The 19,355-nt window shown below is 64.8% G+C and carries 21 protein-coding genes; 13 read left to right on the top strand and 8 right to left on the bottom strand.

Going from position 1 to position 19,355, the window contains the following annotated elements; genetic code table 11:
• Positions 1-19: 19 nt before the first annotated feature.
• The 3 genes from ACIBP6_RS44335 to ACIBP6_RS44325 all read right to left on the bottom strand — a co-directional run bounded on the left by ACIBP6_RS44335 (position 20) and on the right by ACIBP6_RS44325 (position 2,202).
• A complete protein-coding gene (locus tag ACIBP6_RS44335) occupies positions 20-268 on the bottom strand; it encodes a GntR family transcriptional regulator (protein ID WP_397061290.1) in 249 nt (82 codons plus the stop codon).
• 618 nt (positions 269-886) lie between these two features.
• Positions 887-1,453 carry a guanylate kinase gene (locus ACIBP6_RS44330; RefSeq protein WP_397060938.1) on the bottom strand — a complete coding sequence of 189 codons (567 nt, stop codon included), beginning with the start codon at positions 1,451-1,453 and terminating at the stop codon, positions 887-889.
• The gene (locus ACIBP6_RS44325; protein ID WP_397060936.1) at positions 1,450-2,202 is read right to left on the bottom strand and encodes an AAA family ATPase; all 753 of its coding nucleotides are present in this window, start codon (positions 2,200-2,202) and stop codon (positions 1,450-1,452) included. The genes ACIBP6_RS44330 and ACIBP6_RS44325 overlap by 4 nt, the downstream gene beginning before the upstream one ends.
• Positions 2,203-2,316: 114 nt before the next feature.
• On the opposite strand from ACIBP6_RS44325, the gene ACIBP6_RS44320 reads away from it, so the two are divergent.
• Positions 2,317-2,445 (top strand): hypothetical protein, encoded by a 129-nt coding sequence (locus ACIBP6_RS44320; RefSeq protein WP_397060934.1) that lies wholly within the window; start codon positions 2,317-2,319, stop codon positions 2,443-2,445.
• A 281-nt stretch (positions 2,446-2,726) separates the two neighbouring features.
• On the opposite strand, the gene ACIBP6_RS44315 is transcribed toward ACIBP6_RS44320, so the two are convergent.
• Complete coding sequence (locus ACIBP6_RS44315) at positions 2,727-3,092, bottom strand: GntR family transcriptional regulator (protein WP_397060932.1); 366 nt, start codon at positions 3,090-3,092, stop codon at positions 2,727-2,729.
• Positions 3,093-3,242: 150 nt separating this feature from the next.
• Here ACIBP6_RS44315 and ACIBP6_RS44310 point away from each other — a divergent pair, with 150 nt between their 5' ends.
• From ACIBP6_RS44310 to ACIBP6_RS44265, 10 genes are all read left to right on the top strand, one after another.
• Positions 3,243-3,572, top strand: coding sequence for an SCO3933 family regulatory protein (locus tag ACIBP6_RS44310; protein ID WP_397060931.1), 330 nt, complete (start codon positions 3,243-3,245; stop codon positions 3,570-3,572).
• On the top strand, positions 3,565-4,899 hold the full coding sequence (locus ACIBP6_RS44305; RefSeq protein WP_397060929.1) for an FtsK/SpoIIIE domain-containing protein: 1,335 nt from the start codon (positions 3,565-3,567) through the stop codon (positions 4,897-4,899). The genes ACIBP6_RS44310 and ACIBP6_RS44305 overlap by 8 nt, the downstream gene beginning before the upstream one ends.
• 20 nt (positions 4,900-4,919) lie before the next feature.
• Positions 4,920-5,606 (top strand): DUF2637 domain-containing protein, encoded by a 687-nt coding sequence (locus tag ACIBP6_RS44300; RefSeq protein ID WP_397060927.1) that lies wholly within the window; start codon positions 4,920-4,922, stop codon positions 5,604-5,606.
• A gap of 12 nt (positions 5,607-5,618) precedes the next feature.
• Complete coding sequence (locus tag ACIBP6_RS44295) at positions 5,619-5,948, top strand: hypothetical protein (protein ID WP_397060925.1); 330 nt, start codon at positions 5,619-5,621, stop codon at positions 5,946-5,948.
• An 11-nt stretch (positions 5,949-5,959) separates the two neighbouring features.
• Positions 5,960-6,121, top strand: a complete 162-nt coding sequence (locus ACIBP6_RS44290) for a hypothetical protein (protein ID WP_397060923.1) — start codon at positions 5,960-5,962, stop codon at positions 6,119-6,121.
• 241 nt (positions 6,122-6,362) lie between these two features.
• Entirely contained in the window at positions 6,363-7,694 is a 1,332-nt protein-coding gene (locus ACIBP6_RS44285) for a replication initiator (protein ID WP_397060921.1), read from the top strand.
• Positions 7,691-7,882 (top strand): helix-turn-helix transcriptional regulator, encoded by a 192-nt coding sequence (locus ACIBP6_RS44280; protein ID WP_397060919.1) that lies wholly within the window; start codon positions 7,691-7,693, stop codon positions 7,880-7,882. The genes ACIBP6_RS44285 and ACIBP6_RS44280 overlap by 4 nt, the downstream gene beginning before the upstream one ends.
• A complete protein-coding gene (locus ACIBP6_RS44275) occupies positions 7,879-9,243 on the top strand; it encodes a tyrosine-type recombinase/integrase (RefSeq protein ID WP_397060918.1) in 1,365 nt (454 codons plus the stop codon). The genes ACIBP6_RS44280 and ACIBP6_RS44275 overlap by 4 nt, the downstream gene beginning before the upstream one ends.
• Positions 9,244-10,274: 1,031 nt before the next feature.
• The gene (locus ACIBP6_RS44270; protein WP_397060916.1) at positions 10,275-12,035 is read left to right on the top strand and encodes a hypothetical protein; all 1,761 of its coding nucleotides are present in this window, start codon (positions 10,275-10,277) and stop codon (positions 12,033-12,035) included.
• 2 nt (positions 12,036-12,037) lie between these two features.
• A complete protein-coding gene (locus tag ACIBP6_RS44265) occupies positions 12,038-12,331 on the top strand; it encodes a hypothetical protein (protein WP_397060914.1) in 294 nt (97 codons plus the stop codon).
• A gap of 6 nt (positions 12,332-12,337) precedes the next feature.
• Here the strand turns inward: ACIBP6_RS44265 and ACIBP6_RS44260 are convergent, their stop codons facing one another.
• Together ACIBP6_RS44260 and ACIBP6_RS44255 are read right to left on the bottom strand one after the other, a co-directional pair.
• The gene (locus ACIBP6_RS44260) at positions 12,338-12,826 is read right to left on the bottom strand and encodes a hypothetical protein (protein ID WP_397060912.1); all 489 of its coding nucleotides are present in this window, start codon (positions 12,824-12,826) and stop codon (positions 12,338-12,340) included.
• Positions 12,827-12,953: 127 nt separating this feature from the next.
• Entirely contained in the window at positions 12,954-13,604 is a 651-nt protein-coding gene (locus ACIBP6_RS44255) for an HAD family hydrolase (RefSeq protein WP_397060910.1), read from the bottom strand.
• Between the two features lie 419 nt (positions 13,605-14,023).
• On the opposite strand from ACIBP6_RS44255, the gene ACIBP6_RS44250 reads away from it, so the two are divergent.
• Positions 14,024-15,907 carry a DNA/RNA helicase domain-containing protein gene (locus tag ACIBP6_RS44250; RefSeq protein ID WP_397060908.1) on the top strand — a complete coding sequence of 628 codons (1,884 nt, stop codon included), beginning with the start codon at positions 14,024-14,026 and terminating at the stop codon, positions 15,905-15,907.
• A 491-nt stretch (positions 15,908-16,398) separates the two neighbouring features.
• On the opposite strand, the gene ACIBP6_RS44245 is transcribed toward ACIBP6_RS44250, so the two are convergent.
• Both ACIBP6_RS44245 and ACIBP6_RS44240 read right to left on the bottom strand, forming a co-directional pair.
• Positions 16,399-17,193, bottom strand: coding sequence for a hypothetical protein (locus tag ACIBP6_RS44245; protein ID WP_397060906.1), 795 nt, complete (start codon positions 17,191-17,193; stop codon positions 16,399-16,401).
• A gap of 565 nt (positions 17,194-17,758) precedes the next feature.
• Positions 17,759-18,058 (bottom strand): hypothetical protein, encoded by a 300-nt coding sequence (locus ACIBP6_RS44240; protein ID WP_397060904.1) that lies wholly within the window; start codon positions 18,056-18,058, stop codon positions 17,759-17,761.
• A gap of 126 nt (positions 18,059-18,184) precedes the next feature.
• On the opposite strand from ACIBP6_RS44240, the gene ACIBP6_RS44235 reads away from it, so the two are divergent.
• On the top strand, positions 18,185-19,198 hold the full coding sequence (locus ACIBP6_RS44235) for an HNH endonuclease (RefSeq protein ID WP_397060902.1): 1,014 nt from the start codon (positions 18,185-18,187) through the stop codon (positions 19,196-19,198).
• Positions 19,199-19,355 lie beyond the last annotated feature (157 nt).

Raw genomic sequence — 19,355 nt, 5'->3', positions numbered from 1 at the left:
TGATCAGCTCTTTGGGAGCCTAGTTTTCGGCGGGTTGGGCGTCGGCGGGTGGGCTGACGAAGCTGCCGAGGTTGGGGACGGTGTAGATGAGGCCTTCCTCGCGGAGCTGGCGTATCGCCTTCCGTATGGTGTCGCGAGCGACTCCGAATTCCTGAACAAGGCGAACCTCTGAGACGAGGTACTTCGGCGGGTACTCGCCGGCTGTGATGCGGGTGCGCAGGACATCGGCGATCTGCTGCCAGCGCGGGCGGTCGGGCTCGAACTCCATCACACGCTCAAGGGTAGAAAGGGGGCGCCACGGGTCTTCATTCGCCTATATAGACCTATCGGTGTCCACGGCTACCCCACGGGGCCTATAGGGGTAGACAGGCTGGCTTCTACGCTCGCGGTATGGCAACGCTTGGTCATGATCTGGAGACGCTTCGCGCCCAGTTCCCCGCATGGTCGGTCTTCTGTAGCGATGCAGGCGTTCTGTACGCGACCCGGCGCGGCGTTCGGCTCCGGAATGTCGATATCGAGAGAGGTCTGCAGCAGACCGTTAGCGCGTGCGACATGGAGACGTTCGTCGCGCTGTTGGAGGACCAGAGCCGAATGGTCGTGAGGTCGTGACTCGTCCGCTCTCGCACTTCGACTATCACGGTGTCCACGCGATGGCGCCCAGTTCACAAGCCGCGCAGGTGAGGTGGGAACGCCCTCTGCCTCGCGCTGATCGTCTCCGGATCCGCGCGCACACGTGCACGTGCACCTATCCGATGTTCGAGCTCTGCACTGCCGCCGGCCTCGCGTTCGTGCGAGTCCTTCCGTCGGAGAACGTTGAGGAAATCCGGGAAAGCCCGTGGATGTCCGTTCGCGCCGCGAGCGACCTGTGGAATCAGATCATCAACGGTCAGGCGAGGTGACGCAGACCGGGCTCGTGCTGGTGAAGGAACGCACTGGCTATCTCCTGGGCGACTTCCTCCGGAGTGGCCTGGTCCGTGTGAAAACGGTGGTGGAACAGGTCGTCGTCATTGGCGGCCAAGTCGGCAAGCGTCTCGTCCCATGCCTTCAGGCGAAGGATCGTGTCACGGTCGCCACGCTGTTGGGAGCGTTGTTCGCAGACTCGGCGCGGTACCCAAAGCAGGATGACGAGCCAAGGCGCCGGCTGGATCAGACGGCGGATGTCGGAGATGTTGCCCAAGTGGACGATCGGCACCTGCCCGGCCGCGGTCAGGCGGTCGATCTGATGCCGGTCGATGGCGTAGGTGTTTCCGTAGCGGCGCGATTCGACCAGGAGCCGTCCGGCGGCCCGAAGCCGGGCGAGCTCCTCGGGGCTCGTGAAGTCGTACTCGGTGCCGCGCCGGTTTCCGACCTTGAGCTTGCGTACGAGGGTGAACCTCGGGTCTACGTGGGCGAGCGCCACCGTGGTGGCGCTCTTGCCGCTGGCCGGCGGTCCGTACAGCACGATTCCGGTCACTTCAGAATCCGTTTCAGCGTCTCGCGGGTCTGGTCAGCCAGGCTGATCGCGGCACCGAGCCGGTTGTCGACGGTGATGTGTGCGGTCGGCGGGCTGGTCTCGGTGTTGAGGGTGCTGACGTACGTCTCCCAGTTCTGGAGTTTCCACGCGTCGCGGGGAGCTCCCCTGAACTCGATGTATTCGCGCATGGACTCGGCATCGCAGCGCACCCATATCACCGCGACGTCGATGCCTCTGGCCGCGCAGCGGTTGGTCAGGCGTGACACCCAGTCGGGATCGATCAGCTCAGCGATGAACGGGGCCGAAAGGATGGCGGAGGTGCCTACCTTGAGGTTGTCGAACGCGGTTTCCATCAGGCAGCGGTACTCCAGCGGGCGGACCTCCCGCAGGTACAGGTCGGTATGCCGGTCGTGAGGGTCGCCGCCGAGGGAGACGAGCAGGCGTTCGACCATGGCGCGGGTCAGGGAGTCCTTGTCCAGGAAGGCCCAGCCGGTGATGTCGGACAGGAACCGGGAGAACTCTGTCTTGCCCGAACCGGCGTAGCCGCCGACGAGCGTGAGGAGGGGCTTGGGGCTGCCCTTGCCGTGTCGGCGTCGCCAGGCGTCTATGACGCGGTTGAGGAGAGCGTTCTGCTCGGCGTTGGCTGGGGCTCCCGAGACTTTCATTAAGGTCTGTTCGATTACCTGGGCGGCGGCGTTGTCACTCGCGGGATCGGTGGGCTGGGGGAGATCCGAGATGGACTTTTCCACTTCGGTTATTTCGCCGGGAAGCGGCAGGCGGAAACCAAGGGCAGGCTCATTTGTCTGATATAGGAGACAATAAGCTCGACGGTAGTGTGGTCCGGGATATACCGTTCCCTGCTCGTGTGCCCAAAGAGTCTGGAAGTTGGCGGCCGGCGCCGCGAGGCCGTGTCGATGGGCCACCTGGCGGAGCTGGTCACCTGCGGCTTCGAGGGTGAGGCCGTGGGCTTCGCGGTGCTGGCGCAAGAGTAGAGGTTGCCATCCGGGGCGGTGAATTGTCTTCATCGCATCCTTTTGCGCACTCGGAGAGGGGGCGCATGTATAAGCGCATGTGTAACCGCCGTGCAGGCAGCAATGAAGAAGCTTAGCTAACGCTCTGTGATACTCACGAGCCCCGATCCGCGGTGAACTAACGGCATCCCCGTCGGGATAACGGCGGACCAGATAAGGGGGTGCCGAAGTGACCGCAAATGATCGTATTTTGGCCGAGCTTCAGGTCATTCGGGCAGAAATGGAAGAGTTGACCTGCCGGGTCAGCGAGATCGCTTCGGCTCTTGGAACACGGCCTTCTCCAGCTCGGCGATCCGGCTGCCAAGAGCCGTCAGCGTGCTCCGCATCTGAGAAAGCTGCTCCATGACCTCCGACGAGGCCGGCTCTTCGAGAGATGCGGCGGCGTCCTCGCGAACGAAGACGCCTTTGCCTTGCTGGCCGACGATCAGGCCCTCGGTTCGAAGAACGCTGATGGCCGCCTTGACCACGCTGGCGGACACGTCGTAACGCTGGCAGAGCTGGGCGGTCGAGGGCAGCGCAGCGCCGGGCGCGAGTGAGCCCGTCCTGATCTGCGTGCGAAGGTCGTCGGCAATTTGGAGATAGCCGGGCCGACCGGTCTTCTCGACCATCCCGAGCCTTTCATGAGGTCGTTTGACCTCTACTTCACCACACCCCGCACGACATGCCAACCAAGTCTTCGTGGAAGCCCTTGACAACTTAGAATGCCAAGTGTTCCATGAACACTAAGAGTCACAACGCGACTACGTAAGGAAGCGCTCATGCGTACCGTCCCTATCCCTGTCGACACCAGCAAGCTCGCCATCACCTGCGTCAAGGCCCCGCGCCCGCGGGTGCTGAACAAGGACACCGGCGAGATCAAGACCGACAAGAACGGCAACACCGTCTACGAGGTCACCGTCTCCGTCGAGGACGAGTTCGGCCGGATCGAGCTCGTCAAGATCGGCATCACCGGAGAACCGCCCATCACGGCCGGTGACGCCGTCCACGCGGTCGGCCTGCTCGGCTACGTGTGGGAGATCGCCGGCCGGTGGGGCATCTCCTACCGGGCCACAGCCCTGCTTCCGCAGCAGGAGGCTGCCAGTGTCTGACCAGTACCTGTGGCTGCTCGGAGTCCTGGCCGCTGCGGCGGCCGGGCTCTGGGCCTGGCGCCGCTGGCACCACCGTTCCTTCTGGCTCGTCATCGGCTACCCGATCACGGCGATCAGCGTGCGCGCCTCCTGGCGCAAGGTCGCCCTGGGCTGCGGGCTGACCAAGAAGCGGCAGCGGTTCTGGTTCACCACCGTTCCCGGGCTGGTGGCCTCGACCGGCGTCGTACGGGTCAGGCGCCGCTTTCAGCGCATCGCCGTGGACACCGCACCGTTCATGTGGCTCCCGCTTCCCACCCGCTACGGGTGGCGGGTCACCCTGCACACCTTGGAGGGACAGGTTCCTGGCGACTACGCCGAGGTCGCCGAACGGCTGGCGCACTCCTGGGGTGTGCATGCCGTACGGGTCTCCTCCGACAAACCGGGTCGGGTGCGGATCGCCGTTACCCTGCGGGATCCGCTCGTCCAGGTCCATGAGCTTCCTCCGTCGACGGAGTTGCTCAAGGTCACTGTGGGACGGCTGGAGACCGGTAAGCCGTGGGTCATCGACTTCAGGACGGTCCCGCACTGGATCAACGCGGGAGCGACTCAGTCGGGCAAGTCCAACCTGGCCAACGCGCTCATCGTCGGCCTCGCGCCTCAGCCGGTCGCCCTGGTGGGCTTCGACCTCAAGGGCGGGGTGGAGTTCACGCCGTATGCGCCGCGGCTGTCCGCGCTGGCAACTACGCGCGCCGAGTGCGGCGGGCTGCTGGATGACCTGGTGGCGCTCATGACAGACCGGATGGGCGTGTGCCGGATGGCCGGCGCCCGCAACATCTGGCAGCTCCCGCCGACGATGCGGCCGGTACCGGTCGTCGTCCTGGTCGATGAGTTGGCCGAGCTGTACCTGATGGCCGACAAGTCCGAGAAGGATGAGGTCGCCAAGACCTCTACGGCGTTGCTGCGGGTGGCGCAGCTCGGGCGGGCGTTCGGCATCTACCTGTTCTGCTGCGGCCAGCGCATCGGCTCGGATCTCGGGCCTGGCGTCACTGCGCTCCGTGCGCAGTGCTCCGGGAGGATCTGCCACCGGGTCAACGATCCCGAGACCGCCACCATGACCCTCGGTGACCTCGACCCGGCCGCGCTCGATTCCGCTCGCGCCATCGCAGCGGAGACACCGGGCGTCGCGATCGTCGCCTCGCAGGACGGCCAGTGGTATCGGGCTCGCTCGTTCTACGTCAGCGAGGAAACCGCCGAACACGCCGCCACCACGTATGCCGATCTCACGCCGACGTGGTCCGAGGTGATGGCCGCACAGCCGCAGCAAACAACCGACTCACAGGCCGCTTGATCGATGGAGGGGGAGATGAGGTGCGTCGCTTCGCCGGCTGGCTGCTCGACACAGGTCCTGTTGTGGTCCTGGCCGTCATCGCGGGCGCGGGCTCCTTCGCCCACATCCGGGAGACCGCCAGCCAGCACGGCCAGTCCGGATGGATGTCCTGGGCCATCGCCATCTGCATCGACCTGACCTGCGTCATGGCCGCCCGCGAACGCCAACGCGACAAGAAGACCGGTCGCACCAGACGCGGACCCGTCTCCTGGCCCGTCCTCGTCCTTACAGGAGGCATTGTCCTGTCCCTGGCCGCCAACCTCGCCCAAGCGGCACCGACCGTCTGGGGCTGGATCACCGCGGCCACTCCGGCCGGTGCCTTCCTCGTCGCGGTCTCCATGCTCGAACGCCGCGCCACCGTCAGCCGTACCGACTCACCGCAGAATCTTCCGCACATGTCCTCGTCATGGACAGCAGCGCCCGTCCCAGACGGATCGTGTGCCGTCCCGCAAGCGGGCCGTCCCGCCCTCATTCCGGCTGACGAGAACGGCCAAGACGACGGACCCACGCCCGACCCGACCCTGATCGACTACGCGCGGCGCGTCGCCGCGGAGCACCACGCCAAGCATGGCAAGCCCATCACCCGCGAACTCCTCCGTGCGCGCCTGGGCGTATCAGACCAGCTCACCTCTGACCTGCTCCTCATCCTGCGGACTTCAGCCTCCTGAAGGGAGTACTCCATGCAAGATCACCGCAGAGCTTTCATCAACGGCCTGCTCAACCTCGCCATCTTCCTGGAAGCACATCCAGACGTGCCGGTCCCGCTCGCTTCCGTCGCCATCCGGGCCTTCCCGGCCAAGGGCACCGACGACGAGATGCGGGCCGAGGTCGACAGGGTCGCCGGCCTGCTCGGCAGGGAGATCGACCCCGGCCATCTGCCCTACGGCCACTACATGACCGGCATCGAGTTCGGACCCGTCCACTACGAGTTCACCGCCATCCTCGCCGCCGCTCGTGCCCACCACGCCGCCCAAGACAGCTACCAGGGCTGCATTCAGCCCGACGCCTAGGAGGTCGACACATGCGCATTCGCCTCGAAGGAAACCGCGCGGAGATCACGCTCGGCCTGATCCACCTGCGCGAAGTCTTCACCGTCACCGCGATGTCGCGGGCATTCCCGAACCGCGCCCACCCGCGCAACTACCGCGTCTACGTCCGCGTCATCCCGCGCGACAACCGGTGATGACCATGGACGCCACGCTCGTGCATTACCGCTGCTGCACCTGCAACGGCACCGGCATTACCGACGACGAGACCTGCGCCGACTGCCACGGCAGCGGCATCGACAGCCACGGCGCATAGCCGTAGCGCCCCCCGCCTGGCCACACATCCGCCAAGACGTTCGCCAGGCCGGGGGCCATCCACACCCAGCATCACTGGATAGGACGGACCCCATCTTGCCCCACAGCCATGCCGTAGCCGGAATGATCCACCGGCTTAACCAACCCGACTACAACCGCTGGGCCTGCCAGATCAAGCACACCGGCGGCTGCCGTCAGCCCATCCACCTACGCGGCAAGGTCGAACACTACGACCGGGCCACGGGTCAGCTCCTTCACCGCTACAGCACCACCACCGAACCCAACGGCGTCCTGCGCGTCCCGTGCAAGACCCGGCGCGCGTCGCGCTGCCCGGCCTGCGCCGAGATCTATCGGGCGGACACATATCAGCTTGTCCGGGCCGGCCTCGTTGGCGGCAAGGGCGTTCCCGAGACGGTCAGCACACACCCCTGCCAGTTCGTCACTTTGACCGCCCCGTCCTTCGGAGCCGTGCACGTGCGGAGGGAGAAGAACGGCAAGGTGCTGCCCTGCCACGCCCGCCGCAACGCCGAGACCTGTCCACACGGACGGGTGATGTCGTGCACCGATCGGCACAGCGCTGATGACGTGAGGCTCGGTGAGCCGCTGTGCTCCGACTGCTACGACTACGACGGCTCGGTCCTGTTCAACGCCATCAGCTCCGAACTGTGGCGCCGTTTCACCCTGGCCCTGCGCCGACGCTTCGCACGGCTCAACGGTCTGACGGTGAAGGCGCTGCGGGAACACGTCAGCATTTCCTTCGCCAAGGTCGCCGAATACCAGCGCCGCGGCGTGGTGCACTTCCACGCGGTCATACGCCTCGACGGTCCGGACGGACCGTCCTCGCCGCCACCGGCCTGGGCGACGGCCGACGACCTGGACCAGGCCGTTCGCCACGCGGTCGCGGCCGTGACGGCAGAAATCAAGCCGCTGAGGCGTACCTTTCGCTGGGGCGCACAGCTCGATACCCGGCGCGTCACAATGGACGGCGAACTGACCGATCAGGCCGTCGCCGCCTACATCGCCAAGTACGCCACCAAGGCCGCCGAATGCGTCGGCACCCTGGACCGGCGCATCCAACCGCTCGACAACCTGGACGCGCTGCCTGTCCGTGAGCATGCTCGCCGGCTGATCGCCGCTTGCATGCGCCTGGGCAGTGAACCCGGCCTCGCCGATCTCCGGCTCATCCACTGGGCTCACATGCTCGGCTTCCGCGGCCACTTCTCCACCAAGAGCCGCCGCTACTCCACCACCCTCGGCGCCCTCCGTGCCGCCCGCGAAGAACACATGCGCACCGAAGAGATCACCACAGGACGGCTTCCACTCTTCGACGAGGACACCGTTCTGGTCATCGCCCATTGGCAGTACGCCGGACAAGGCCTCTCGATCGGAGAGCAAGTCCTGGCGGCTGCGATCACCGGAACTCGGCTTCCGTACGCGGGTGGTGGTGGCCGATGACCAGACGCGACGAATTGCTGACCGTGCCGCAGGTACTCGCCGAGCTGGGCGGGATCTCTCGGCGCACCTTCTACCGCGGGCGCGAACTCGGCCGTGCGCCCGTCTGTGTCCAGCTACCGAACCTCGAACTCCGCGTCTGGCGGAGCGACCTCATGGCCTGGCTCGACTCACGACGGGAGGCGGCATGAACACCACCTATTACGTGCAGCTCGGCCAGATCCAGCAGCGCACCAATCGCGGCACGTCCGCCTACATCGCCCGGTGGCGAGTGGGTGGTAAGGACAGGTCCAAAAGCTTCCGGACCAAGGGCCTGGCCAATGCCTTCATGTCGGACCTTCGCCAGGCGACCAAGGCGGGGGAGGAGTTCGACATCGCCACTGGTCTGCCGGTGTCCATGCTCGCGTCTCAGACGAAGGGCCCGTCCTTCCTGGAGTTCGCTCAGGCGTACGTCCTGCGCCGCTGGAATACCTCGGCGGCTCGCACCCGCGAGACGGACGCCTACGCGCTCCTCACGCTGATTCCCGCCCTGGTCACCGATGCACCGCGCCGCCCATCCGATGAGGAACTTCGGAAGGTCCTCCGTATCCATGCGCTGCTTCCGGATAAGCGACGGGCCAGCCTGAGTGCGGCACAAGCCGCGGCGTTGAGCTGGCTGGAACGGGCGTCTCTCCCGCTGGCGGCCCTGGGGGAAGCTCGCATTCTGCGTACGGCACTCGACGCCATCTCGGTCACCTTCTCTGGTGCTGCCGCGGGGGCGAACACGGTACGGCGTAAGCGCGCGGTCCTCCATCACCTCCTGGAACACGCAGTGGAGCAGAAGGTGTTCAGCAGTAACCCGCTCGACGAGATCAAGTGGACGGTGCCCAAGGCGGTTACGGTGATCGATCCCCGTACCGTAGTCAACCCCGCCCAGGCCAGGCAGCTTCTCGATGCCGTGCCCAAGGTCGGTCGTAAGCGCGGTGCTCGGCTCAAGGCGCTGTTCGCCTGCATCTACTACGCCGCGCTCCGGCCCGAAGAGGCAGCTGACCTGCGACTGAGAAACTGCACGCTGCCCGAGACAGGCTGGGGGCTGATCGTCCTGGAAAAGGCACGGCCGCAGGCAACGAAGCGGTGGACGAACTCGGGCGAGACCCACGAGTCACGCAGCCTGAAGCATCGGGCGGACAAGGAGACGCGAGAGATCCCGATTCCGCCCGCCCTGGTCGCCATGCTGCGTGAGCACATCGCGGAGTACGGCACCGCCAAGGACGGCCGGATCTTTGCCACAAGCACCGGCGGAACCTACTCCAGCTCGGCACACTCCTATGTCTGGCAGGAAGCTCGCAAACTCGCACTCACGCCGGAACAGGCGGCCTCGTCGCTGGCCGCCAGGCCGTACGACCTACGCCACGCGGCGGTCTCGCTCTGGCTGAACGCGGGTGTTCCGGCCCCTGAGGTCGCCAAGCGCGCCGGTCACAGCGTTGACGTGCTCCTACGGGTCTACGCGAAGTGCATCGACGGGCAGCAAGAGCAGATCAACGGCAAGATCAACAAAGCTCTGGGTGGATAGCGCACCTTATCCATCTTCGGCCCCGGCTCGACCGGGGCCATTTCACTTCACGCAGCCCGCCATGCCGCGTCGCTCCCGTCAAACGCTGCGACGCTGCGCCACCCTGGCATGCACGACGCTGCCCGAGAGGAGGACCATGCACACGGAGCAGAACCATCCAGCGTCATCACCCGGCGAGCCACGCCCACTACGTCGACCACCGTACGGCTTGCAACTCCGGCGCCGGCCCCGATTCCCTGCAGAGTCTGATGCGCTCGGATGGCGAACGTACGCGACCCCGACTCCGCCAAAGCGGTCCTCCGTACGAAAGCGGGATCGCCGGCCTTGGCAGGCACTCATCGTCAGCCTCATGGCCAGCGTCGGCTTCGGTATCTGCGCTTCCGCGTGGGGGACGGACAACGCCGTGCCTCCGACGAATGCTGCCTCTACGCCGACGCCGCGTCCGAGCGTTGCTCAGGGCTCGGCGGTAGTCCCCGCGCCGCCGACGCCCACGCCTGTACCTCGCGCCACGTCTTCAGCGACACCCAGCCCCAGGCGCGCGGTGGTGAAGAAGAAGGCGATATCACCGCGTCAGCCTCATAGGCCAGTGGTCTCGGCGGTGCCGCGTCAGCGTCGTGAGAACGTCCCGGTGGCGCCACGTCGAAAGATCTCGATCCGGGCTGATCGCGAAAAAGAGAGCAGAAGCATTCGCCGGCAGGAGCCCGACAGGAGACGGCTGTCTCCGCTGCTTGCCGCACACTGCGACGAACTGTTTCCGCCCTCGCGCCCCGGCTCCCAGATTCGCAACTATGCCTGTCGTCAGTGGCTGAGCTAGCGGAATTCAGGCTGTCCAAAACTGGTGCACACAGGGGTGCTGGCAGTGGCGGCGACGAACTTGGCGCTGGTCTGTGATCCAAAGATGGGTCCTGGACTTATCGCGACTATTCGTACACGAGTGATTCCGTTTGTTTCTGAGAAGGTATATCTCATTTACCCGAGACTGCCCGTTGTGCTTGACTCCCGCGGTGTAGCCACACCCTCTGGGAGGGGCGATGGGGGAGTTCGTTGGGATCGATCCCCTCGGCGCGGAGAAGCTGATCCGCCAGATGGAAGCAGGCAAGGCGCTCCTGGGCGGGATGCGCCCAGGGCTCGAAGCGGCGATTGCCGAAGCCGGTCAGGACTGGGCCGGCCGCGCTGGTGTCACCGCGATGCACCGCACCTGGTGGTTCTTCCACGAGTCGCAGCAGGACCTCCGATGGCGCATCGACACCCTCAAACGGATGGTGCCGACCCAGCAGGGCATGTTGACCGCCACCTTCCTGTTCAGCAACGGAACGGAGGCGGCGCAGGCGGCGCAGAAGGATGCAGGTCCCATCGTGGAGGCGCTCAAGTATCACGACCAGCACCTGTCCGGGCAGAGCTGGAACGAGCTAGAGAAGGCTCTGCAAGCGCTCAAGGGCAAGACCGACGACCCGGCGTACGCGGCGGCGCTGCTGGCGGCACTCGGCCCGCAGACCTTCCAGAAGCTGCTCCGCGACTGGATGAACACCCGCGCCCCGGGGAACCGCCGTGGGTTGACCCCGGATGCGCTCAAGAGCGCCGGCGACTCTTCTCCGGGTCTGCTGGCCAAGGCTTTCGCCAGCGCAGAGGGCTCAGGACGGCTCGGGAGCGAGTGGCAGAAGATGGTGGAGACTGCGCCGTCGGACATCCTGACAAGTCTGGTGGCGCTGGCCCCGCAGTCGGGCACGTTCCTCAACCGGGTGGCCACCAACCTGCTGAACCGCTCAGCGAATTCCGATGCAGTTCCCACAGATCCCAATTGGAGCTTGCACAACCTGGTGAAGGCGTACGGGGCGAATCCGGAGGCGTTCCAGCGTCTGCTGGCGGAGCATCCGAATGAGGCCGGGGTTCTGCTGGATGCCTACACCATCACGACGACCGGCGTCCCCGCCTACGAAGAGGCTCTCGCAAAGGCGCTGCACGGTGCGTTGCAGCCGGGCTTCGGGACGGACAACGTACGGGAGCAGGCGTGGATCACCGTCATCAACAGCATCGGATCCGAAAACAGCCTCTGGGTCGGCGGTAGCCTCGGGACCTTCGCCAACTCGCCTATCAGCCGAGTCTTGGCTCAGCACGTCCGACCCATACTCGATCATCTCGCGCGAGGTCAGGCCGAACGGAACTCGCCCGATGTCCCTTATGTGGAGCCCAGATCGCCGTGGGACAAGCTCGATCCCAAAGTGAGTTCCCGGTTCTTCGGCGCATTGATGCAGGACTCCGTCGCTACCGACACCTTGATGCAGGCGGGGCAGGATTACACCAGGGAACTTGACATGGGTCGCTTCCATCCGCTCGACCCGGATCTCTACGAGCGAGGGGCACATGTCAATCTCGCTGCGCGTACGGGGGCATTGGCGAACCTGTTGTTGTCCGGATCGACGTATGCCGAGTGGAGTGACGACGAGCGCGCCGAACGAATAGCCAGCTTAATGGTGATGCCCGTCGACTACATCAACAACAAGTTCCTGCCCATCGGCAGCGCGCTCGTGTCCACGGGCAAGGACAAGATGCTCGACGACATAAAGGAGGTCATGAAGGACATGATCACCGACTACTTCGACAAGAAGACACCCGCGACCGCGGAGTCGGTTGTCGAGGACCTGGTCGAGCAGCAGGCGAGCTTCCTCGCCGAGTCGCTTCGCGCGAACGGGCAACCGCCCTTGTCTTCCACCGATCAGGAACTGATGCGAGATGCGATCAGGGGGCGCCTGGCGAGCGCTCTGACCGAGGCTTTGAGGGTGCGGGGTGGCTGAGCATGCCCGTCAAAGACCAACTGCTCCGTGAAGCGTCCGAGAAGGAAGCGCTTGCCGCCACATTCACCAGGTACGCCAAGACGCTGGCAGAGACGTTCGAGGGCATCCCGTCGAAGCCAGGAGAGAACGAGCCACTCTGGAGAGGGCCGGCTGCAGAGCGATACCTCTCCGACGCAGCTCGTCTCAGGGGAGAGATGAACGAGCTCGAGGATTCTTGCCTGGCCGCTGCCGACAACCTCCGCCGCCGTGCGGAACAACTTCGCAGGGCGGCCGCGCAGCTGCCCGATCCCGTATGAGGACACTCAGCCGTTGCGGGGGTAACACTCCGTCTTGCCGGCGATCAGGACATTAGGCTTCTCAGACAGGCGACCGACAAGCACGAACGTCAGTCTGGACTCGGCGTGTGTCAGCACCGAAACGCCTAACCCGTCCTCCAGGATGTCAAGCTCGTCCACAACCTCCTGATAGCCAAGAGCCTGAAGCTTGCCCTTCAGCAATCCGATGCGGCTGAGCACGTCCTGCCTGTCCGGATCTGCGAAGTCGCCCTTCACCATGAAGTAGCGCTGCACTTCGCCCGACGTGCATGAGGTCGTCCGATCCTGCTCGGCACGCTGTTTCGTCAGCCCGGTAAGATCTGCCTCGATTGACGCCATGAGAGCGTCACCGTCGCTCACCAGTTGTCGGGTCGCGTCCGCCAGCGTCGGCGGCTCAGGTTCTCCCGCACAGCCCGCTAAGACCGCGAAACAGGCAAGTGCCGCGGCAACCGCTCTAGAAAACGCACGAAGGCGCACGACCCGGACCTTATCCGACCGCCCGACATTCGTACATCCACTTCGTTCCAGCTATAGCGAGCCGCGATAAGGGCCGAATCCGCGCTCACTTCGGGTCGGCTGTGAGCGCCCCCGGGAAGTGGTCGGGCTACTTGGCTTCACGCACGATGGCCATGGCCTCGATGACGTCGTTGACCACGTGGTCGGCTTGGTGTTCTTCGCCTGGCCAGGATCCTCGGTCGATCCAGATCGTGTGCAGGCCGGCCGTGCGTGCTCCTCGGATGTCGGCGATGAGGTTGTCCCCGACCATCCAACCGCCCTGGGCGAGCGTGGTCCCGCATCGCTGAGCGGCTATCTCGAACAGGCGCAGTTCGGGCTTGCGGATGCCCTCGGCGCCGGACACGGCGTAGCCGTCGACCACATCGGCGAGGCCGGTCCTGTGGAGCTTGCCGAGTTGGTTGTCCGCCATGCCGTTGGTGACGATCCCGACTCGCCACCCCCGCGCCCGCAACTCTGCCAGCCCGGCCAATACGCCTGGGTATGGCTGAACGAGGTCCGGCATACGTCTGCGGTAGGCGGCCCAAAGCTCGGCGACCGGCTCTGTCAGGGCGAAGTGCTCGCGTACCTTGGTGAAGAAGACCTCTCGATGCGGATAGCCGTCTCGATCCAGAGAGACCAGCCACGCAACGCCTTCAGGGCCCAGCCGGTGTTGGTCGGCGAACTCGTGCGCCCATCGCAGGAACCCGGCATCAAGGTCAACGAGTGTCCTGTCGAGGTCAAAGAGGGCAAGGGACTGCACGGGCCAAGCCTAGAGGCGATCACCCTGGCTATCGCAGTAGCGTCGGGAAACTACCCATTGACCTAGGAGAGACCGTCAAGATCATCTGTCCGTATCCCGTGATTCCAGGTCATGCTGAACTGATCAGCACCCCAGGTTGTGAAGACTACGACCGCTCACGGTTAGGAAACGGTGTCGTTCGGTTTCTGGTGCAAGTTACCTGGCGAGAAATCGCTCTCATCGCGCCGCTCTCGATCTCTGCTCCGCCTCAGCGATCCGCCGCGCATTCAGAGGCCTTCAATCGGCTGACCGGGACTGGATTGGGTGAAGATCCCGGTAATCTCAGGATGTATCGGTGATGCGGCCCGACGGGCTTCCGCTCTGATGGCGGACACGCCCCCATACCGCACGAGTCTTTCGTGCTGCCTGGGGGTAGATCCGTGGCCGTTTTCCGGCATTCGGCGGAAAGTCTGGTCCAACTGGTGTCCGAGTCGGTGCCCGAGCGCATCCTCAGCGATGTGATTGCGGACTACCTGCGCGCCACTCAAGGGATCAATCCAGGTAAGGGCGAACGCAAGTCCTGGGACCGGAGCATCCCGATTCTGGCCAGGGATCTGGTCGAAGCCGGACTTGGTGGCGTCGAGATGCTCATCGAGTACCAACTCCCGTTAACCAGCAAGCGGGCCGACGTCATCCTCGCTGGGCGCGACCGGCGCACGGGAGCCGACTCCTACCTGATCGTCGAGCTCAAGCAGTGGAGCCAGGCCGAGCTGTACGAGGACGACGCCGATCTCGTTCTGGTGCCGGGCATGGGGGATCGGCCCAAGCTTCACCCGGTCGTGCAGGTGCGGGGCTACTGCGAATACCTGGCCGATTTCGTCGGCGCTCTGGATCAGCACAGGAACGCGGTGCGCGGAGTTGCTTACCTGCACAACGCCAGCGATCCAGACATCCACGATCTCTATGACCACGTTGAGGACGAGCGCACCCGGCTCTTCAGCAAGACGCGTAGAGGCCAGTTCGTCGACTACCTCAAGGCTCAGTTCGCGCCCGAGTCCGGGGCCGCGGCGGCCTATCGCCTGGAGTCCAGCGTCATCCGCCCGTCCAAGCAACTGCTGAAGGTCGCTGCGGGCGAAATCAAGAACCGTGATCAGTTCGTCTTGCTGGCCGAGCAGCGTCTGGCGTACGAGATGGTGCTGCACGCGGTGGAGAAGGCACGGGCGGGCAACTCGAAGCAGGTTGTGATCATCACGGGAGGGCCCGGTTCCGGCAAGAGCGTCATCGCGCTGTCTCTGTTGGGCGAGCTCTCTGATCGCGGCTACTCGGCTTTGCATGCCACCGGTTCGCGCTCCTTCACCGAGACGATGAGGCGCGTTGTCGCCAAGGGTTCGACTCGGATGAAGGCGATGTTCAAGTACTTCAACAACTTCATGACCGCCAAACCCAACGAACTCGATGTGCTGATTTGCGACGAGGCCCATCGCATTCGCGAGACCTCGGCCAACCGGTTCACCAGGTCAGCCGAGCGGACGGGCCGGCCACAGCTGGACGAGTTGATCGCCGCCGCGCGGGTGCCGGTGTTCCTGCTGGATGATCACCAGGTGGTACGGCCGGGGGAGATGGGGCGGGTCGCTGACATCACGGCCTACGCCCATTCTCTCGGCCTTGCCGTGCACCAGGTCGATCTGGACGCGCAGTTCCGCTGCGGCGGGAGCCGCAAGTACGAGGAGTGGGTGCTGCGGCTCCTGGGCCTGGACGGCGGCGCTCCGGAGGCATGGACGGGTGACGACCACTTCACCGTTTCCCTCGCCGAGTCGCCCTACGAGTTGGAGGCCCTGCTGAGGAGCAGGCTGGAAGCAGGCTATTCCGCGCGGATGACAGCGGGATTCTGCTGGCCCTGGAGTGCCCCGAACGGGGACGACAGCCTGGTCGCGGATGTGCGGGTCGGTGACTGGGCGCGGCCGTGGAACGTCAAGGGCGACAGAGCTGTGGGGAACGCTCCGGCCAGCGCTTTGTGGGCCTCCGCACCCGGCGGCTTCGAGCAGGTGGGGTGCGTCTACACCGCCCAGGGCTTCGAGTACGACTGGAACGGCGTGATCTTCGGCCCCGACCTCGTCTATCGAAACGGCAAGCTGGTCACCGTCCGCAGCGCCAGCAAGGACCCAGCGCTTATGCGCAGGGGAGTCAGTGACGAACAGGCGGACCGGCTCATCCGCAACACCTACAAGGTGCTCCTTACTCGCGGCATGATGGGCACAGCCGTGTACTCGGTCGATCCGGCGACGCAGGAGTTCTTGGAGAAGCTGCTGGAGCCGCGGGTATGAGCGCCCCTACAGAATTTGGGCCACCCATCTGTCGACGTCGAGTAGCACCTCATCCTGTACCGATCAGACTGGGGCAAAGGACGAACACGGGATAAGCGTTGGGATTGAACTGACCGAGCACGGCGCACGCGCGCCCGCAGCGGGTGGGAGCCCGGCGTGCGCGGCGCAGCAGCCGCGGACGGTGGTGCAGGGCATGTCCAGGCCGGCGGTGATGCGGCGGCTGCCCTCGAGCGCGCCAGAGATCAGGGCTTGGCCGAGCGCCCCCCAGGCCATAGGCGCTGCGCGGCGGACGAGAGAACGGGGATGAGGACACGTGTGGCCCGGTAGCTCCGCCAGCGCGCTCGGGGCGGTCGGGCCGGCTCACGACGATCGTCGAGCTGGCGGACCATGCACCAGGGCGGGTGAACTCCACGGACGCAGCCGGGCGGGGCACTGCCCGTCTCACTGCCCCAGTCCCGAGCCGGTGACGGGTTCTTCACACCGCATGGCATTCATCGCGTGGACTCTGGGGCAATGAGCATCTGGCCCACCTCGATCGCTTCCCTGACACTTTTCGCAAGGACCTCGCTCGCTGCGACTGCCTGGTGGGTCAGATGCCGCATGCCCTCAACATCGTCGGTACGTGCGAGCAAATCTCGATACTGATCGTTATCTCTCAGCATCTCCTGCGCGAGGAGGGCAGCATCGGCTTCCTGGACGCGCCGGGCGTACTCCTCGACAACGACGACACGCTCCATAGTCGCCTCAATTGAGCGCCGCAGCGCCGCTTCCTGCGGTGCAAGGACGGCCTCGAATTCCGGTGTGGTCACCACAGCGCGGCGGGCCTCGTGCTGGCGCTTTGTCAGCAGGCTCTGCGTGAGCAGCAGGTGGGCGATCTCCCAGATTTCACGAGGCAGAATGATGTCATTTGCGATGTCGTCCAGCAGCTTCAGGCGCTTGATGCGTGAGCTATGAATCGTCCACGCGGCCTTCCTGACGCGATCGAGGAGCGTCCTGGCCTTGGGGGTCAGATCGTTTACGACGACAAGCCGGCCACGTAGCTGCCCCAGTCGTGGGTCGGGCACGCCACGTGCACGGAGACGGGGGATGAACCCGTCGATGATGAGCAGTTGTTCCTCCGCGGTCAGCGATGGGTCCAGCACCATGTCTACCGTGCGCCGGACGTATTCACGCTCGGCCGCCAACCGACGGGCCGCTTGTTCTCGCCGTATCATGGCGCGATTCCATTTGTGCGCGGCGAAGAACAGGCCCGCGCCTACGCTGGTCACAAGGAGCAGCACGATCACGGCGGGGAGACCGCCGGCACCGGCGGCTGCGCGAAGTAGGAACAGGTAAGCCCCTGTCCCCAAGAGTGCAAGAAGCGCTGGCCCACAACCTGTACTTCTCCTGGCCATTGGTTCCCCGTTTCGGCAGAAATCACATGATCTGGATGAGGCCGGAGAAGCACGATAGTGCGCAATATCTCCTTTTTGAAGAGGCTCAGTGCTCAATCAGGTTCCCGGAGCGCGGCCGTGGCCACTCCCGAGCGCCGACGAGCAAGGCCTGGCCAGGCAGCCCATCCCGTAACCGCTGCGCGGTGGGGCGCCGGACGTAGGAATGGCTGGCTCGGCAGCTCCGGCGGCGCGCTTGGGCGGGACGGGGCCGGTTCCGACAGTCGTCCAACTGGCGGACCGTCTGCGGATGGTCGAACCCCCGCCGGCGCAGCCGAGCGCGCCTCAGTACGCGCCTGTGCTCGCAGTCTCCCAGTTAGTTCCCGACGATCCACCGTGGACGAGATCGCGCAGCGGTCTTGTCCTGCGGTAAGTGTTCGGCTTGGCCGACAGGGTTATTCGCTCTCGTAGGTGCATAGCGTCACGCCAAGTAGAGGCGGTCATGGAATGCGCCGCGCTCCTCACGTTTGGCGGCTGCCGCCTTTTCGATCACAGTCCAGTCATGCCCGTGAACCGCTGCTAGCGCGCGAAGAACTTCATAAACATCGGCGATTTCCTCAGCGACCTCGGCAGGGGATGCCTCGTTGAGCTCGGATGCCTCTTCAAACAATTTCGCCAGAAGGGCTGCGCGGTAGTCGGCCTCGTTGAGCACGGTGATGAGGGGTTCTCTGCCGTTTCGGCGGATGATATCCGGGATGTTGTCCCGTACCAGTTTGCCCATGCTCGCGTCCTCCACTCACCCAAGGCCTTCCTGTAAGGCTCCTGAGCCTATCGAGGCTCGGTGACATCCCCGTGATCGCGGACTACCCTGAACCGGTCGATATCCGATCAAGGCTGGTATGTGCGAATGACTGTGGAGTTCTTTCGCGAAGAGCCGACCGCTCGCTCCTCATGGCGGCTGGCGGTGCTCATGGGTGTCAACGTGCGGACCTACAAGTTCGCTCTGGGCCAGGCGTTGCTGAGTGCCGCCGCTGAGGGGCGTAACGACATCCCCCTTAGGGACCTGGCCAAGCCGTACGCGATGAGTCTGGTGGAGCATCGGGCTCAAGCGCCGCAGGCGTCCCCGAGGGTAGTTGCCGGCGGATCAGATTTCCTGTCTGTGGCCCGGGAGGAGGCTGTTGAGTCCTTACGTTGTGGTTCCCCGACTGAGAAGTTGCTGGCTGCCGCGATGAAGTCGATGCCCGCCATGGTGATGCAAAAGTTCCATAATCTGCGTGGTGACGGCGGCGCTGAAGTACTCCACCGCTTCTACGAAGTAGCAGGCACCCCGCGGGAACGTGTGGTCAAACTGACAGACCATCTCCTTGAGATCGCTCTGTCCGAGCAGAAGACGAGCCTGCAAGCGGAGTTGGCCGCGCGGTGGAACATTGTTGAGACGTCGTTCGCCACTGGGGTAGGCCGAAGTCTGGTCGAGGAGGGAGTCGCCGTCGACTTAGAGACGCTGCAACTCACCGACAAAGAACGTCGCCGCTCGGTTGCGGGGGTTACCGAGGCCGTCATCGGGTTTCAACATGGCCGTTGCATCATCTGCGCTGATCTGCTCATCCCTGGTGTCGATGACGTTGCGGTCGACCATGTGTTCCCGTACTCGTTCAAGCGCCTTCTTCCTGGTGCGGAGATCGACCTGGACGCGATCTGGAACCTCGCCCCTGCACACAGGCCCTGCAACGGGCACAAGAGCAATCAGCCGCCCACGCGGGGTCAGCTCACTCGTCTGGCCCTACGGAATGAGGCGATCATGCAGTCGCCTCACCCACTGAAGCGGACTCTCCAACTGACGTTAAAGCGTCACGGCTTCACAGGTCGACGCGTCGGCGAATGGTGGGACTTCATGCAGGGAGTGCGCAGCCAACTGGGGTAGGCCCTCAAAGGATGGTCAGGGTCACTCTTCGTTGCCTCCTATCGCGATCGTCTCGGCGATGCAGGGCTATCGGCATCGCCGTCCCGGGGTCCTGATCCATAGCCCAGCTGGTAGTGGGATCTCGGTGGGACACGCCCGATTCGGTGCCTGACCTCCG

The sequence above is a fragment of the Nonomuraea terrae genome, from assembly GCF_044465245.1.
Taxonomy (GTDB): Bacteria; Actinomycetota; Actinomycetes; order Streptosporangiales; family Streptosporangiaceae; genus Nonomuraea; species Nonomuraea terrae.
Note: the sequence above shows the minus strand (reverse complement) of the source record. Positions and strands in the feature narration are given on the sequence as shown.